Origin of the sequence: Microbacterium sp. JB110 (genome assembly GCF_003335195.1) — a bacterium.
In the GTDB taxonomy this organism is placed as follows: Bacteria; Actinomycetota; Actinomycetes; order Actinomycetales; family Microbacteriaceae; genus Microbacterium.
Genome location: NZ_QPGM01000001.1, coordinates 529577 through 546296 on the forward strand (window position 1 = coordinate 529577; position 16720 = coordinate 546296).

The following is a 16720-nucleotide window of genomic DNA, read 5'->3' on the forward strand; positions in this document are numbered from 1 at the left end:
TTCAGCTCTTGATGTACGGCTGACCGGATGCCGCGGGCGGGCGGGATCGTCCCACGAGACCTGCGACGGCGAACAGCGTCACGACGTAGGGCAGCATCAGCATGAACTGACTCGGCACCGGCGACCCGATCACCGACAGCACGCCCTGCAGGTTCGTGGCGAAGCCGAACAGCAGCGCCGCCAGCGTCGCACGGATCGGATCCCACTTTCCGAAGATCAGCGCCGCGAGGGCGATGAACCCTGCGCCAGCTGTCATCTCCCGTCCGAACTGCGGGTTCGACACGAGCGTGTAGAACGCTCCTCCCATGCCGGCGATCGCGCCGGCGAGCATGACGTTGGCGTAGCGCGTGGCGATCACGCTGATGCCCACGGTGTCCGCGGCCTGCGGATGCTCGCCGACGGCACGGAGCCTGAGCCCCCAACGGGTGCGGTACAGACCGAACCAGACGACGAAGACGACGGCGTACATCAGATAGACGACCACGGTCTGATCGAACAGCACCGGCCCGATCACCGGGATCTCGCTGAGCAGCGGAACCGCGATCCGTGGGAACAGCTCGGGCGAGTTGAGCGTGTCGGAGTTCGGGTTGAGCAGAGTTCCGTAGAAGAACGTGGTGAGACCGATGACGAGCACGTTGAGCACGACGCCGACGATGATCTGGTTGACGAAGTACGTCACGGCGAACACCGCCAGCACGAGGCTGACGAGCAGTCCGGACAACATGGCGGCCACAAGGCCCAGCCATGGCGTGCCGGTCAATGAGCCGACCAGCGCAGCGCTGAAGGCACCGGCGAGCAGCTGCGCCTCGATGGCGATGTTCACCACGCCGACGCGCTCTCCGATGACACCGCCGAGCGCGCCGAAGATGAGCGGCGTCGCCAGTGCCAGGGCGCCGCTGAGCAGGCCGATCATCGGCAGCGTGCCGCCCGCGGACGCCCATGCCAGGAACCCCAGCAGCAGGAAGACGACGTAGGCGGTGATCAGCCAGAGCGGTTGGGGCCGATGGGCCCTCGCGCGCGCTGCTGCTGCGACCGTCGCCGCGGCCATCAGCACGACGCACACCCATGCCGTCGGGTTGGAGGGAAGCACGAGATCCGGCAACCGGATCACGGCTGACGCGTCAGCGACCAACCGGAACGTGCTGACACCGTCGCGCGGACCGAACAGCGGAAGCAGCGCGAACAGCACGGTGAACAGCGCGAAGATCGCCGGTGCCTTCCACGAGGTCACGGCGACATGGCGCTTCGCGTCGGAGACGAGCGGTGCCTCTGCTGCGGCAGTCATGCCGTCACCTCCCTCTTCGCACGCTTCGGCTTTCGCACGATGCGACGTCCCGGCTGCGGGAGCCGGAAGATCGCACGCACGAGCGGCGGCGCCGCGATGAACAGCACGATCAGCGACTGCACGACGAGCACGACCTCATTGGGAACGCCTTCGGCCGCCTGCATGGAGAAGCCTCCTGCTTTGAAGACGCCGAACAGGATGCCGGCGGCGAGGATGCCGAGCGGCGATGAACGCCCCAGCAGCGCGACGGTGATCGCATCGAAGCCCATCCCCGCATCGATGTCACCGGCGAACCCCGTCGGCACCGTGCCGAGCACCTGACTCACTCCAGCCAGGCCCACGAGCCCTCCGGCGATGATCATGACGTAGGCATATGTGCGTCCGACACTGATGCCGGCCACGCGCGCGGCGTGGGGGTTCTCCCCCACCGCACGGAAGCGGAACCCCAGGCTCGAGCGCTCGAGCAGCCACCAGGTCGCGGCCACGGCGATCAGGGCGAGGATGAGACCGGCGTGCAGGTTGAACGCCGGTCCGAGCAGCTCCGGCAGGATCGCCGTGTCGTGCATCGGCGCCGTCTTGGGGTTGTTGGATCCCGGCGCCTGCAGCACCCCCTGCGTGGCGAGCATCCAGGCGAGAAGGTAGAACGCGATGTGGTTGAGCATGATCGTGAGGATCACCTCGTGAGCGCCGGTGCGGGCCTTCAATACGCCGGCGATGCCCGCCCAGATGCCGCCGGCGAGCACACCGGCGACGATGGCGAGGAGCAGGTGCAGCACCACGGGCAGCTGCATGTAGGCGCCGACGTAGCCGGCGGCGGCCGCCGCCATCAGCATCTGGCCCTGCCCGCCGATGTTGAACAGCCCGGCGCGGAAGGCGAGCCCGACGCCGAGGCCCGCTGCGATGAGCGGAGTCGCGAACTTCAGCGACTCGGTCAGGGGCCGGATGCCTGCGACGAAGCCGTCGGCGTTGAGGTTGTAGACGGCGCCGTTGAACAGCGCGACGTAGGCGCCGGAGACCGCATGCCACAGCGCGGAGAGCGTGTCAGCCGGACGAGCGAAGAAATAGCCCGCGGTCGCCTGGACGTCGGCGTCGGTGATCGCGATGAGGATGGACCCCGCGATGAGCGACAGCAGCACGGCGAGCACGGCGATCAGGCCGTTGCCCGTCGTGACCCTGCGCATGGCGTCGTGCCAGCGCGACGGCGTCTGCACAGACGGGGAGCCTTCGGCGGCGCTCATGCGTTCGCCCCGGTCGCCCCTGCTGCATCACCGGACATGCCGGCCATCATCAGCCCCAGCTGCTCGCGCGTCGTGTCGCCGGGCACGATGCCGACCACCTTCCCTCGGTACATCACCATGATCCGGTCGGCCAGCGCCGCCGCTTCGTCCAGCTCCGTCGAGACCACGATCACGGGAGTCCCCGAGTCGCGCGTGTCGACGATGCGCGAATGGATGAATTCGATGGAGCCGACGTCCACGCCGCGCGTGGGCTGCGCCGCGACGAACAATGACAGGTCGCGACTCAGCTCCCTGGCCAGCACGACCTTCTGCTGGTTGCCGCCGGACAGCCGTCCCGCCGGTTGCCACGGCCCCTGCGTGCGGATGTCGAATTCGTCGATCTTCTCCACGGCGAAGTCGTCGAGCGTGCCGATCTGCACGCTGCCGTGGCGCACGAACGGCTCGCCGTGGCTGCGGTCGAGCATCAGGTTCTCGGCGATCGAGAACTCCTTGATCAACCCGTCGACGCTGCGGTCCTCCGGCACGAAGCCGACGCCGTGGTCGAGCACGTCGCGGACCGAGCGCCCTATCAGCTCCGATCCACCGAGAAGGACGCTGCCCGTCGCGCGGTCCTGCAGTCCGACGATCGCCTCCGTCAGTTCGGTCTGGCCGTTGCCCTGCACTCCGGCGATGACGAGCACCTCCCCGCCGTGCACCGAGAACGAGACGTCATCGACGACGACTGTTCCTGCCGCGTCCGTGACGGTGAGGTGAGACACGACGAGTTCTTCGCCGCCGAGCTGAGGCTCATCCTTGCGGACGGTCAGTTCCACCGAGCGCCCCACCATCAGCGAGGCGAGCTCGGCATTCGACGCGGTCGGCTCTGCCTCGCCCACGACCCTGCCGAGCCGGATGACCGTGATCCGGTCGGAGACCTCGCGCACCTCCCGCAGCTTGTGCGTGATGAACACGATCGATGTTCCCCCGTCGCGCAGCTGACGCATCGTGGACATCAGCTCGTCGGTCTCCTGAGGGGTGAGCACAGCCGTCGGCTCGTCGAACACCAGCACCTGCGCGTCACGAGAGAGCGCTTTGATGATCTCGACGCGCTGCTGGACGCCGACGGGGAGATCCTCGACGAGGGCGTCGGGGTCGACGTGGAATCCGAAGCGGTCCGAGATCTCCCGCACCTTCTCGCGGGCGGCCGCGAGATCGAGGCGCCCGCCCAGGCGGGTCTGCTCGTGGCCGAGCATCACGTTCTCCGCGACTGTGAACACGGGGATCAGCATGAAGTGCTGGTGCACCATCCCGATGCCGGCCGCCATCGCATCGCCCGGTCCCGCGAAGTGCTGTTCGACGTCGTCGATCAGGATGTCGCCCTCGTCGGCCTGGTAGAGGCCGTAGAGCACGTTCATCAGGGTCGACTTGCCCGCGCCGTTCTCACCGAGCAGGGAATGGATCTCACCCGGCTCTATGGTGAGATCGATGTCGTCGTTGGCGGTCAGCGCGCCGAACCTCTTCGTGATGCCGCGCAGCTCAAGCTTCATGAGTCAAGATCCTATTCGGGCGGAGCGGATGGCAGGAGGCGAGGGGAGGCCGGTGCGCACCTGCCTCCCCTCGCGTCTCCCGCGTGATCACTCGAGATACGACTCGACCGTCAGATCGCCCGAGATGATCGCCTGTTCGAGTTCGTCGACCTCGGCGACGAGCTCGGCGTCGACCTTGTCCGAGAAGTTGTGCAGGTCGGCCAGCCCGACGCCCTCGTTCTCGAGCGTGCCGATGTACGCCTCGGTGTCGAACTCCCCGTTCGCACTCGCCATGACTGCCTCGTAGGCAGACAGATCCATGCTCTTCAGGATCGAGGTGAGCACGTAGTCCTGCGTGTCGGGGTCCTTCTCGAACAGATCGGAGTCCGTACCGATGAGCGCGATGTCCTCGCCCGACTCCTTGATCGCCTGCAGCGCGGACTGGTAGATGGGCCCGCCGACCGGCAGCAGCACGTCGACGCCCTGGTCGATGATGTTCTGCGCGACCGTCTTCGCCGCGGGGTTCGCGTCGAAGCCGCCGGTGAACGATCCGGTCTCACCGTCCCAGCCGACGACCTCGACGTCGGCGCTGTTCTCTTCGTTGTAGTAGTCGACGCCCTGTGTGAAGCCGTCCATGAAGATGGTCACGGTCGGGAACTCCTCGCCCCCGAAGGTGCCGACCTTGTCTGCCTCCGAGTATCCGGCGGCGAGGTACCCGGCCAGGAACGCCGCCTGGGCTGTGTCGTAGAGGAGCGGCTTGATCGCCTCGGCGTCCTTCTCCCCGTCGAAGTCGTTGTCCGCGGCATCATCGATCAGGATGTAGTCGATGTCAGGGTTAGCGTTCGCGACGTCGACCGTTGCCGCCGACAGGTTGAACCCCACCGAGGCGATCGTGTTGCATCCCTGCGCCACGAGATTCTCGAGATTCGGTGCGTAGTCCGTCTCCGCGTTCGACTCGACCTCCTTCGCCGTCACGCCGAGCTCATCCGCCGCCTTCTCCACGCCTTCTTTGGAGAGCTGGTTGAACGACTTGTCATCGAAGCCGCCGAAGTCCGACACGATGCACGGCAGGAAGTCGCTGGCCGCTCCGTCACCGGACTCTTCTGTCTCCTCCGGTGCCGCCCCGCAGCCCGCGAGAAGGATCGCGGCGCTCGCCGCCGCGACGCCGCCGAGCAGTGAACGCTTGATCGTTTTGGTCACGCTGTCTCCTCCTGAGAGAACGGGCCCCATCGCGCACGAACTCCGATCGGTCGGCGTCCTTCGGGGCAATGTGCACACGTTACCCCGCGTTCACTGCGCGGACCGACACGTTCAACCCGTCCGAAACGGGAAAGTTACATTGACCGATGACTCGACGGTGAAAGTCGTGTGCCGCTCACACACCGGAGTATGCGACGATGCCGCGCCTGACGGCATCCAGCGCCTGCCTGGCGGTTCGGGCGAGCTGGCCGTCGGCCGCGATCCCCAGCTGGTCGAGCAGGTCGATGGTCTGCTTCGCCCATCGTACGAAGTCGCCTGCGGCCATGTCGGCCTCGCCGAGCACGACGTCGAGCAGTTGGCCGCGCGCCCACATGTGCATCGCCAGGCTCAGCCCGGTCGCCAGCGGTTGGGTGCCGGGCAGATGGTGCTCCTGTTCGAGATCATCGATCTGCGCCCACAGCTGCTCGGTGCGCCCGAACGCTTCGCGGAAGGGCCCGCGCGGCAGCGGTGCGTCACCGGCGTCGTCCCGACGCGGTTCGTACACCAGGGTGCAGGCGAGAGCCGCGAGCGATGCGGCATCCAGTCCCTGCCAGATTCCCGCCCGCAGCGACTCGGCGACGAGCAGGTCGCGGTCCCCGTAGATCCGCTTCATCCGGCGCCCCGCATGGGTGAGCGTCACATCATCATCCGCGTGCTCGACGTACTCGAGCGCCGTGAGCACGTCGATGATCCGGTCGAAGCGCCGGGCCACGGTTCCGGTGCGGGAGGCGATCTGCCTGCGCAGTTTGTCTGTGCTCCGTTTCAGCGAGAAGTAGCGCTCGCCCCAACGGGCGTGCTGTTCGCGCTCGGGACAGCGCTGACAGCCGTGGCGCGACATCCGGCGCTTCAGCTGCTGGATCTTCGCCGAGCGCTCATCGCGCTTGGCACGGGAGGCGGAAGCGTCGCGGCGCTGCGCCTTCTCCAGATCCTTCAGCTCGCGACGCATCCCGGCGAACTCCACGAAGTCGCCGTGGTCGCACGTCATCGCCTCCTGGTAACCCGACAGCGATTCCTCCGCGTCCCGCACCTGCTGGGCCAGGCCCACCACTGAACGGTCAGCCTGGAACTGCGCGAAGGACGTCTCGAGGATCTGCCTGGCGCGCGGCCGACCGTACTGGTCGATCAGGTTCACCGCCATGTTGTATGTCGGCCGGAACGACGAGTTCAGCGGATAGGTGCGGCGGGAAGCGAGCGACGCAACCGATTCCGGGTCGAGCGCATCGACCCACTGCACCACGGCGTGGCCCTCGACGTCGATGCCACGGCGCCCGGCGCGGCCGGTGAGCTGGGTGTACTCCCCCGGTGTGATCGGAACTCGGCTCTCGCCGTTGAACTTCTCGAGCTTCTCGAGCACGACAGAGCGTGCGGGCATGTTGATGCCGAGCGCGAGAGTCTCAGTGGCGAACACGGCCTTCACCAGCTTGCGCTGGAACAGCTCCTCGACGACCTCCTTGAAGGCAGGCAGCAGTCCGGCGTGGTGCGCGGCGACGCCGCGTTCGAGGTTCTCGATCCAGGTGTCGACCTCGAGCACACCGAGATCCTCATCGGCGATCGCCGCCGTGCGCTCCCTGGCGACGCGCCGGATCTCCGTCCGCTCGTCCTTGGTCGTCAGCCGCAGCCCTGAGCGCCTGACCTGCTGCACGGCGGCATCGCACCCGACCCTGCTGAAGATGAAGAAGATCGCAGGCAGCAGGTTCGCCCGATCGAGCAGATCGACCACCTGCGGCCGGTCCATCCGAGGCATCCGGCGCGCCTGTCCGCCGACGCGCGGCCCGCCCCGATGCCTGCCGCGCGGCCCGCCGCGGCGCCGACCGTCGAAGGTGCGGTCGTACGCGGCGCCACCAGAGCCGCGCAGACTGAGCAGTTCGCGGTTCACCTTGTCTCCCGCCGAGTGCTCATCGAACAGCGGCAGCAGCTCGTTCTTGACCAGCACGTGCTGCTCCAGCGGAACCGGCCGGGTCTCGGAGACGATGACCTCCGTGTCGCCGCGCACCGTGTCGAGCCAGTCGCCGAACTCCTCCGCATTCGACACGGTGGCAGACAGCGACACCAGGCGCACGCTCTCCGGGAGGTGGATGATGACCTCTTCCCACACCGCGCCGCGGAACCGATCAGCGAGGTAATGCACCTCGTCCATCACCACGTAGCGCAGGCCGTCGAGCGCTGACGACCCCGCATAGATCATGTTCCGCAGCACCTCGGTGGTCATCACCACGATGCGCGCGCCGCCGTTGATGTTGACGTCTCCGGTGAGGAGACCCACCTCGTCCTCGCCGTACCGCTCCTGCAGCTCGCGGAACTTCTGGTTCGACAGTGCCTTGATCGGCGTGGTGTAGAACGCCTTCTCGCCCGGCGTCTCCGCGGCGAGGTGCACCGCGAACTCACCGACGATCGTCTTGCCCGCGCCCGTCGGCGCGGCCACGAGCACGCTGCGTCCGTCTTCGAGCGCCTCGCACGCCGCGGTCTGGAACGGATCGAGCCGGAATCGCTGCGCGCCCGCGAACTCGGCGGTAAGGGGATGACTCATCCCGGCCAGCCTATGCCCCGCGGGGCCGGCTGCCCGCTCAGAAATCGACGAAGAGCTCCGGATTCTTCTTGCGCTTGCGCCGGTCGAACAGCAGCGACACCAGACCGGCACCCATATACAGGGCGAACAGGATCGCCGAGAGGATCAGCATCGTGATCATGTCGGCCGGGGGCGAGGCGAGCATGCCGAAGACGAGGCACACGATGACCGCGATGCGCCACCCACGCACGATCGTCTTGCCGCGCACCACCCCGGCGAGGTTCAGTGCGACGAGGAACACCGGCAGCACGAACGCGATTCCGACGATCACGACCAGCTTCAGCACGAAGTCGTAGTAGCTGCGAGCCTCATAGATCTGTGACGCGAATGCTTCTGCTGGCACGAACTCCGACATGATCCGGATGATGTTCGGCATCAGCATCAGCGCGACGACGCATCCGCCGAAGAACAGCGGGATCGCGGCGGCCATGAACCCGATCGTGTAGCCGATCTCGCGACGCCTGAGGCCCGGCATCACGAACGCCCACACCTGCCAGAGCCACACAGGTGCCGACAGCACGATGCCCAGGGCGAACGAGATGCGCAGGCGCATGTCGAAGGCGCCCGTGATGTTCTGGTACGTCAGGCGCGTGAAGTCGTCGCCGAGCTCGTCGCGCACGATCTCGATCGGCCGGATCAGGAACTCGATCACATAGTCGGTCAGGATGAACGACACGATCATCCCGACCAGCAGCGCGATGACGGCGATCATCAGCCGTCTACGCAGTTCCTTGAGATGCCCGCCGAGGCTCATCCGGCGTTCGCGCTTCGGCCGACCGTCCTCCGTCGTCACGCCACTGTCGGTGCTGACCACCGCCGGCTACTGCTGCGAGGAGTCGTTCGGTTTCGCGACCGGTTCGCCGTTAAGCGTGTAGCCGCCGTCCTTCTCCGGCACGGTCGGCTGCACCGTGGTCGCGGGCGCGGCGGAGTCGTCTTCGGCCGCGTTCTCGTCCTTCATCTGCTTCATCTCGCCCTTGAATGCGCGGGCGGACTGGCCCATGCTCTTCGCAAGGGCAGGCAACCGTGCCGCACCGAAGATGAGCAGGATGACGAGCAGGATCAGCAGAATCTGCCAGATTCCCATATTGGGCATGATGCCTCCGAACGGTCGTTGTCGGGCGCCGACCGGATGACGCCCGATGCGATCTCAGTCTAAGCGTGTTCGCCTGGCAATCACAGTGAGGCCCGCGGCGATTCAGCCCCCGTACTGGTCCAGCCCGGCCTGCGACCATTCCGCGGCGGCGCGCCGCGCGGCATCCGGCTCCACGATCTCGACGTGCCCTGCGCGCAGCGCGGCGAGGCGTTTCAGCGAGCGCGCATCGCCCACCCGCACCCTCGCCCGCACGGTGCCGCCGTCATCATGCAGTTCTGCGCCCTCGAGGTAGTCGCCGACGAGCGGTGCGTACTCTGGGCGGAACCGGATGGCCGCGATGTCGTCGTCCGCGCCGCGGGCGAACAGCGCAGGCGCTTCCTCACCGGAATGATGCGAGGGGATCTCGGTGATGCAAGGGTCGCTGACGCGCTCGAGGTTGAACGTGCGCATCGCACGGCGCGTGTGGCACCAGCCCTGCACGTACCAGTCGCCGTTCGAGATGACGAGCTTCACCGGGTCGACCGTGCGCGTCATCTCCGGGCCGTCCTTCGCGCGATACCGGAACTCGACGGCGACGCGGTCGCGCAGTGCGCGGCCGACCAGCTCGCGCACCTCGTCGACTCGAGCGGGCACGACGACGACGTCTGCTGGCGCCGCGGACGCGCCGGCGGCGAGCTTCGCGATCAATGAGCGCACGACATCGCTGTCGGCGACGCCGGGAAGCGACGATGCCAGCCGCAGACCCGCCAGCAGCGCTGCGGCTTCGCGCGAGGTCAGCCGTGGAGCGCGACGCAGCCCGACCGCTTGGGTGATCTCGATGATCCCCGAGCCGTCGAGCAGGTCCCAGTTGATGTCGAACAGCTCGTGCGGCTGCTGCCAGTAGCCGCCGTCTCCTGGCAACCCGATCACGGTCAGCTTCTCGACCATGCCGCGCATCTGCTCGGCGCTCACACCGAACTCCTCAGCAGCCTCGTCGACGGATACCTCGCCGCGTTCGAGCAGATAGGGAACGAGGGTGAGCAGGATCTGCACCCTGTCCGTCGACAGCAGAGCGCTCATCGTGTCGCCTCCTCGTGCAGGTCGCGCACGGCGCGCAGCCGCGCGATGACGGCATCGCGAAGCTCGGACGGCTCCACGACGCGAGCCTCCGGCCCGTAGGAGGCGAGCTCGTCGGCGAAGATGTGCAGGTCGACGTACGGCACCCGCATCCCCTGGCGTGCAGGTTGCGCTCTGCGCCGCAGCCGCAGCTCGGCCTCGGTTCCGGGATTGACCTCGATCAGGGCGCTCTGTCTGTCCGCGACCATGGTCAGGCCCCGCAGCGCACGCTCTCCCGCTCCGACGCGCAGAGCCGGGTCGAAGCCGGAGTCGGTGAGTGTCACGTCACCGACGATGCGGCTGAGAAGGAACGTGCGATCGCCGTCCGCGACCGTGTCGTGCCCGTACACGTGCCATCGCGCCTCGTAGTCGACGAGTGCGAGTGGACGCATCCGCCGTCCGCGCGCCCGTTCCTCCCCCGGCTTGAGGTAGTCGAACTCGACCTCGACGGCCTGGTCGATCGCGTGCTGCAACGGACCGAACGCCGCTTCCCTCGCCGTCATGCGGGGCGCGAAGCCGAGGATCGGCTCGTCGGCGTCTCCGCCGAGCGCCCGAATCTTGCGCAGCCCCGCTCTGGCCTCGGCCGAGAGCGAGCCTTCGCTCCACACGCTGCCGGCGAGGCCGAGCACGGCCAACTCGGCCGGAGTGAACTCGAGGTCGTCCGGCAGATCGTACTCCGCCTGCGGAATGCGATAGCGGGCCTCACGGAGATCCTTCGGGTCCGCGCTGTTGCCGATCGTCTCGATCGGCATGCCGAGACGGCGCAGATCCTCTTTGTCGCGCTCGAACAGCTTCTCCAGCGCGGTGCGCGACGAGCCAGAGCGCTGGCGATAGCCGGACACGTTCTCCAGGATCTCGTCCTTGGTCACGCCGTTCGACGTCGCCATCAGCGCAACGATCAGGTTGAGCTGACGCTCCTCCACTGGAATCCTCTGTGCCACCCGGCAATCCTACGATCGCGGCGAGGCGTGCGCGCCGAACACGCGGGCACGGACGCCGAGACGCCGCCTGGTCTTCACCCGACAGCGTCTCGGATCCGCCCTACTCCTGGATTCCGACGATGTCGATCACGAACACCAGCGTCGAGTCCGCGGGAATGGACTCGTTGCCCTGATCGCCGTAGCCGAGCTCTGGCGGAATCACGGCGAGGACCTGCGATCCGACCGTCTGCCCCTCGATGGCTCTGCTGAACCCCTCGATCATCTCGCCGCTCATCACGAGCGCCCCGCCCTGCTCCCAGGCCGAGTCGAACACCTCGCCGGTGTCCCACAGCACACCCGTGTATCGCAGCACCGCCGCATCGCCTGAGGCGACCTTCTTACCGTCGCCCTTCAGCAGCGTCTCGACGGCGAGCTCATCCGGTGCGCTCTTGTCCGGCACAGTGATGCCGGGGCGGCCGTCGGGACCGCGCACCACGGACGGCATGTTGGTCGAGGCGTTGTACTGCGGCGAGCCCCAGGCGGCGCGCGGGTAGACGTCGGTCACGTCGACGACCGCGATCAGCGAGCCGTCCTGCGGGAAGCCCTGCATCGCGTACTGCTCTCGCGCCTCGTCGGAGACGCCCTCGGCGCCGAGACCGACGACCATCCGGGTGCCGGCCTGGGCGCAGGTGAGCGCATCCTCCAGACCAGGGAACTGCAGCAGCCAGTTCTCCATGGTCTGCGGCTGGCTGGTGCCGTCGAACGCTGTCGAGATGACGAAATTGCCCTTGGCGTCGTAGAACGCCATGTCGATCGTGGCGATCTGGTCCATCTCGCTGAGCGCGTCGCCGTCACCCGGCTCGACATCGGCGAACACGGTCTTCTCGGTCGCATAGCCGGTCGAGGCATCCTCGGGAAGGTTGACGGAGATCTCGGGGACCGCTCCGGTCTCGCCCGAGATGTCGATGAGATCGGCGATCGCGGCACCGGAGTCCGGTCGCTCGCACGCGGCGATCGGACTCGACGTCGAGCACGCGACGAGGCTCAGTCCGGCAAGGGCGAGAATGGATACTGCAGCGGGGAACTTGCGCACGCGCCTCAGTCTAAGCACGGGTAGGGGCCTCTCCCTCATCGTCGGCTGGATGTTCCGGATGAATCGTCTCCGGCTGCTCCCCGCCATGACCGTCGTCGGTCCGGCGCGACGCGGCAGCGATCCGCGCGCCGTCGACCGCCTTCTGTGCCTCCTTGACACGTTTGCGGAGGTTCTTGTCCGTGATCTCCCTGTCGCCCACCGCGCCAGGGGTCCAGGTCTCCACATCCTCGTCGCCATAGCTGCTCTTCGACGCCCGGCGCTTCGCCTCTGGCGCGATCGTGCCCGGCGCCAGCTTCCGGGCGGTGAGGAGGAAGCCGGTATGAGCGACCATCCGGTGATCGGGGCGCACCGCGAGACCCTCGACGTGCCATCCGCGCACCATCGTCTCCGACGCATCGGGATCGGTGAACCCGCCCAAGCCCCGGATGAACTCGGCCGTGCGCGACAGCTGCGTGGCGGTCGCGACATAGCAGATCACCACGCCGCCCGGTGCGAGCGCATCGGAGACCGCCGGCATGACCTCCCACGGGGCGAGCATGTCGAGCACGACGCGGTCGACGCTTCCCGGCTCGGTCTCCGCCGGGAGCTCCTCTGCCAGGTCGCCCTCGACGATGCGCCACTGCGGTGGACGCTCGCCGAAGAACGTCTCGACATTGAGGGAGGCGACCTCGGCGAAGTCCGGTCGGCGCTCGAACGAGGTCAGAGAGCCGCCCTCACCGATCGCGCGCAGCAGCGACAGCGACAGCGCGCCCGATCCGACGCCCGCCTCGACGACGACCGCCCCGGGGAAGATGTCGGCCTGCTGCACGATCGCCGCCGCATCCTTCGGATACACGATGGCCGCACCGCGAGGCATCGACATCACGAAGTCCCGCAGCAGGGGGCGCAGCGCGAGGTACTCATGCCCCGCAGTGTTCTCGACGACCGAACCGTCCGGCAGCCCGATCAGCTGTGCGTGGGTGAGCACCCCGACGTGTGTGTGCAGTTCGCCGCCCTCGCGCAGCGTGACAGTGTGCAGCTTGCCCTTCGGGCCGGTCAGCTGCACCCGATCGCCGTAGCGGAACGGTCCGCGGGGCTTGTCGATCACGAGGTGCGCACCCGGCGGAACAGCTCCGTCAGGTCGCCGACGGTGCGCCCGTCGAGCCCGTTCCACACGGCGTCGGCGCCGAGACCGGAGATGTCGATGATGTTGGTCGCTCCGATCGTCACGGCACCCGAGGCCACAGCCGATGTGACACCGGCCGTGGAGTCTTCGAGCGCGATCGCATCGGCGATGTCGACGCCGAGTGTCCTCGCCGCTGTGAGGTACGGCTCGGGGTGCGGCTTGGGGTGCTCTACGTCGTCTCCGCCGATGAGCAGGTCGAACGCCGGGAAGTCGATGCGCTCGATCACGGTCTTCGCCAGGCGGCGCATCGACATCGTGACCATCGCCGTCGGGATGCCCGCCTGGCGCAGGTCGAACAGCAGTTCGCGCGCGCCGGGGCGGAACGGCACGCCCGAGGTGACGATGCGGTCCATCACCGCCGCCGTGAGGTGGTCGACGATCTCCGGGATCTCCATCTTCACCCCGGCGGCCTGCAGCAGCTTTGCCGACACCGGCAGCGCGTTGCCGATCAGTTCGTAGCCCTGTTCCGCCGACCAGCTGCCCCCGTAGGACTCGACGAGGTCGGTTTCCGCGGCGATCCAGTAGGGCTCGCTGTCGATCAGTGTGCCGTCCATGTCCCAGAGCACGGCGCGTGGAGAAGTCATTCCACCAGCGTATCGGGCACACGGTGAGCGTCCTGCGCATAGGCTGTCGGGAAGACCTGGCATCGGGTCGGGAGGAGCGCAGTGACGAAAAGCTCGGAGTCGACGTTCGGCAGCCGCATCATCGTGGCGGCGTTCGACGGATGGAACGACGCGGGCGAGGCCGCGTCCGGTGCGGTCGAACAGCTCCGCCAGAACGGCGCCTACGAGCCCGTGTCCTCCGTCGATCCGGAGCTGTACTTCGACTATCAGTACACGCGCCCGAACCTGAAGACGAAGGCGGACGGTTCGCGCGGCCTGGAGTGGCCGGAGGCGACGCTGTACCGCCCGACGGCGTCGAGCGATGGTCCGGAGCTGTGGCTGCTCACCGGTGTGGAGCCGGCCCGCGCATGGCGGGCGTTCGTCGCGGAGTTCATCGATGTGGCTCTGCGCGAGGACGTCACCGGGCTCGTCACACTCGGCTCGATGATGTCGGACGTGCCGCATACGAGACCGATCGCGATCTCGGCCACGAGCGATAATCACGCCGTCAGCGAGGACCTGGCACTCACCGCAGCGACGTACGAGGGGCCGGTGGGGATCCTCTCCGTGCTGCAGGACGCTGCCGAGACCGCCGGGCTTCCGACCGCATCCCTGTGGGCGAGTGTTCCGCACTACGTGGCGAGCCAGGCACCGTCTCCCAAGGCGACGCTCGCCCTTATCGAACGGCTGGAGCTGCTCACCCGCGCATCGGTGCCGCACGGGTCGCTGCACACCGAGGCGGCCGCATGGGAGGCGTCGATCGACGCCGCGGCGGCCGAGGACGAGGAGATGCGCGAATACATCCGGCTGCTCGAGGAGAACCGCGACACCGTCGACGCGCCCGAGGCTTCAGGAGACGCGATCGCGCGCGCCTTCGAGAAATACCTCAACCGGGACGACCGCGGCAAAGGCCACCGCTGATCGGGCCCTGCGCACGCCGTCCGCGGCGTTCTCGTCGTCGGCGCACCAGAAGTGCGCGCTCCTCCTCGGTCTGGCGGCCGACGCTCGCAGAACCCGATCAGAAGGTCTGACGGGCGTCAGAGCGGTGAGAGCACCCCGGCGCCGAGCAGCACCATCACCACGCCGCCGAGCACGACGCGGTAGATCACGAACGGCAGGAAGCTGCCGCGCTTGAGGTAGCGCATCAGGTAGGCGATGACGACCCAGCCGACGATTCCGGCGACGACGGTCGCGGCGATGACTCCGCCCCAGCCGTAGGGGCCGGCGCCGCCTTCCTCGAGACCGTGCTGGAGCTCATAGAGCCCCGACCCCATCACGGCGGGTACGGCGAGCAGGAAGGCGAACTCCGCTGCGGCGACCCGGTTGTAGCCGAGCGCGCGAGCAGCCGTGGTCGTCGCTCCCGAGCGCGAGACGCCGGGGACCAGCGCGAGAGCCTGCGCGACGCCGATGGTGAGGCCGTGCGGATATGTGACGTCGTCCATCGCACGAGCGCGGGAGGCCATCCGGTCGACGACGCCGAGGATGATGCCGAACACGATCAGCACCGCGGCGACCAGCCAGAGGTTGCGGAACACATCGCGGATGTACTCCTGCAGGGTGAAGCCCAGAATGCAGATGGGGATCGACCCGAGGATCACCAGCCAGCCCATCCTGGCATCCGGATCGTTCCGAGGCACCTTGCCGATCAGTGCGAGGAACCACTGCTTGATGATGCGGCCGATCTTGCCCGCGAAGAACACCAGCACGGCGAGCTCCGTGCCGATCTGCGTGATGGCGGTGAAGGTCGCGCCTGGGTCGACGTGCGACGGCAGGAACTCGCCGACGATGCGCAGGTGCGCACTCGATGAGATCGGCAGGAACTCGGTCAGCCCCTGCACGAGCCCGAGAATGATGGCCTCGAAGAAGTTCACGTGCTCTCTTTCGGGTCGGCATGCGCAGGCGCGGCCGCGCCCGAGCAAACGCTACCCGCTGGCACCCGCGCCGGTCCTGAGAGCCCCCGGATCAGCCCTGCGCGGGCTCCGGCTCGAAGATCTGGCCCGCCGGTGTCTGCTTCTCTGCCTGGAACGTGTCCTCGGCGCGCCCGTATGCCCAGTACGCCGACAGCGACAGCCGAGAGCGGTGGATTCCCCATTCCTTGTTGATCAGCGGGCGCAGCCGCTTCATCGCCTCGCGCTCACCGTGGGCGAAGACGTCGACGGACGTCGACGGCGCCTGGAGCGCCTCGACGGCCGCCACCAGCGCCTCGCCGTAGTGTGCGCCGTCTCGGTGCAGCCAGCGCACCGCGACGCCATCCGGCGCGTCGAACGAGATCTCGTCCGCCGCGGAGCCGACCTCGATGATCGCCAGCCCCTTCGCGTCCTGGTCGAGCGATTCGATCGCGGCAGAGATCGCGGGAATCGCCGAGTCATCACCGAAGAAGAGGTGCTCATCGACATCCGGTGCCGGGGCGTACATGCCGCCCGGACCGGTGAGGGTGACGAGATCGCCCGGCTGCGCGTTCGCCGCCCACGGCCCGGCAAGACCCTCATCGCCGTGCACGACGAAGTCGATCGCCATGGTGCGCTCCGACTCGTCAATCGACCGGATGGTGTAGGTGCGCCGGGAGGGCATGTCCTGCGGGGAGAGAGTCTCGCGCAGCACCTCCATGTCGTACGGGTGCTCCAGGCCCAGCTCAGGGCGAGCGAAGAGCAGCTTGACGTACTTCTCGGTCGAGCGCGCGTTCTTCTCGTCGAGTCCCGTGATGAATGCGTCGACGCCGGGGCCGCCGAAGTGCACGCGCACCATGTGCGGGCTCACCGCCTCGGCGCGAACGACCTCGAACACGTACGGCGTGCGGCGGCGTGGGCCGGCTGGCTTGTCAGTCATCCCGTCCATCCAACCATGGATACCTTACGATAGCCTCACCTAACCTCAGCGCGGCGCTCCCCTTTCTGCTCCGCGTCGCGCCGACCCACCGTG

Annotated in this window: 15 protein-coding genes; 1 reads left to right on the forward strand and 14 read right to left on the reverse strand. The window is 67.7% G+C overall.

The genetic code is table 11. The annotated features are described in order from the left end of the window. Position 1: 1 nt before the first annotated feature. The 12 genes from CIK77_RS02500 to CIK77_RS02555 all read right to left on the reverse strand — a co-directional run bounded on the left by CIK77_RS02500 (position 2) and on the right by CIK77_RS02555 (position 13783). Positions 2 to 1285 (reverse strand): ABC transporter permease, encoded by a 1284-nt coding sequence (locus CIK77_RS02500; RefSeq protein WP_087055290.1) that lies wholly within the window; start codon positions 1283 to 1285, stop codon positions 2 to 4. Further along, positions 1282 to 2523 carry an ABC transporter permease gene (locus CIK77_RS02505; RefSeq protein WP_170934158.1) on the reverse strand — a complete coding sequence of 414 codons (1242 nt, stop codon included), beginning with the start codon at positions 2521 to 2523 and terminating at the stop codon, positions 1282 to 1284. Before CIK77_RS02505 ends, CIK77_RS02500 begins: the two co-directional genes overlap by 4 nt. Continuing rightward, on the reverse strand, positions 2520 to 4049 hold the full coding sequence (locus tag CIK77_RS02510; RefSeq protein WP_087055289.1) for an ABC transporter ATP-binding protein: 1530 nt from the start codon (positions 4047 to 4049) through the stop codon (positions 2520 to 2522). Before CIK77_RS02510 ends, CIK77_RS02505 begins: the two co-directional genes overlap by 4 nt. Positions 4050 to 4136: 87 nt before the next feature. After that, positions 4137 to 5228: a BMP family lipoprotein gene (locus tag CIK77_RS02515; protein WP_249268618.1), complete on the reverse strand. Its 1092-nt coding sequence runs from the start codon at positions 5226 to 5228 to the stop codon at positions 4137 to 4139. Positions 5229 to 5403: 175 nt separating this feature from the next. Beyond that, positions 5404 to 7794 carry a DEAD/DEAH box helicase gene (locus CIK77_RS02520; RefSeq protein ID WP_087055287.1) on the reverse strand — a complete coding sequence of 797 codons (2391 nt, stop codon included), beginning with the start codon at positions 7792 to 7794 and terminating at the stop codon, positions 5404 to 5406. Positions 7795 to 7831: 37 nt separating this feature from the next. Further along, a complete protein-coding gene (gene tatC / locus CIK77_RS02525; RefSeq protein WP_332841603.1) occupies positions 7832 to 8647 on the reverse strand; it encodes a twin-arginine translocase subunit TatC in 816 nt (271 codons plus the stop codon). Between the two features lie 6 nt (positions 8648 to 8653). Beyond that, positions 8654 to 8926 (reverse strand): twin-arginine translocase TatA/TatE family subunit, encoded by a 273-nt coding sequence (gene tatA, locus CIK77_RS02530; protein ID WP_441895960.1) that lies wholly within the window; start codon positions 8924 to 8926, stop codon positions 8654 to 8656. A 102-nt stretch (positions 8927 to 9028) separates the two neighbouring features. Beyond that, positions 9029 to 9985, reverse strand: a complete 957-nt coding sequence (locus tag CIK77_RS02535) for a helix-turn-helix transcriptional regulator (protein ID WP_087055285.1) — start codon at positions 9983 to 9985, stop codon at positions 9029 to 9031. Then, positions 9982 to 10962 (reverse strand): helix-turn-helix transcriptional regulator, encoded by a 981-nt coding sequence (locus CIK77_RS02540; protein WP_249268617.1) that lies wholly within the window; start codon positions 10960 to 10962, stop codon positions 9982 to 9984. The genes CIK77_RS02535 and CIK77_RS02540 overlap by 4 nt, the downstream gene beginning before the upstream one ends. A 100-nt stretch (positions 10963 to 11062) precedes the next feature. Beyond that, entirely contained in the window at positions 11063 to 12034 is a 972-nt protein-coding gene (locus CIK77_RS02545) for an FKBP-type peptidyl-prolyl cis-trans isomerase (RefSeq protein ID WP_114347180.1), read from the reverse strand. 10 nt (positions 12035 to 12044) lie between these two features. Beyond that, positions 12045 to 13121: a tRNA (adenine-N1)-methyltransferase gene (locus tag CIK77_RS02550; RefSeq protein WP_087055283.1), complete on the reverse strand. Its 1077-nt coding sequence runs from the start codon at positions 13119 to 13121 to the stop codon at positions 12045 to 12047. Further along, a complete protein-coding gene (locus tag CIK77_RS02555; protein ID WP_087055282.1) occupies positions 13118 to 13783 on the reverse strand; it encodes an HAD family hydrolase in 666 nt (221 codons plus the stop codon). The genes CIK77_RS02550 and CIK77_RS02555 overlap by 4 nt, the downstream gene beginning before the upstream one ends. 81 nt (positions 13784 to 13864) lie before the next feature. Here CIK77_RS02555 and CIK77_RS02560 point away from each other — a divergent pair, with 81 nt between their 5' ends. Continuing rightward, entirely contained in the window at positions 13865 to 14722 is an 858-nt protein-coding gene (locus CIK77_RS02560; protein ID WP_249268616.1) for a PAC2 family protein, read from the forward strand. Positions 14723 to 14838: 116 nt separating this feature from the next. Here the strand turns inward: CIK77_RS02560 and CIK77_RS02565 are convergent, their stop codons facing one another. Together CIK77_RS02565 and CIK77_RS02570 are read right to left on the reverse strand one after the other, a co-directional pair. Continuing rightward, the gene (locus CIK77_RS02565; protein ID WP_087055281.1) at positions 14839 to 15672 is read right to left on the reverse strand and encodes an undecaprenyl-diphosphate phosphatase; all 834 of its coding nucleotides are present in this window, start codon (positions 15670 to 15672) and stop codon (positions 14839 to 14841) included. Between the two features lie 91 nt (positions 15673 to 15763). Continuing rightward, positions 15764 to 16627, reverse strand: coding sequence for a siderophore-interacting protein (locus CIK77_RS02570; protein ID WP_087055280.1), 864 nt, complete (start codon positions 16625 to 16627; stop codon positions 15764 to 15766). Positions 16628 to 16720: the final 93 nt, after the last annotated feature.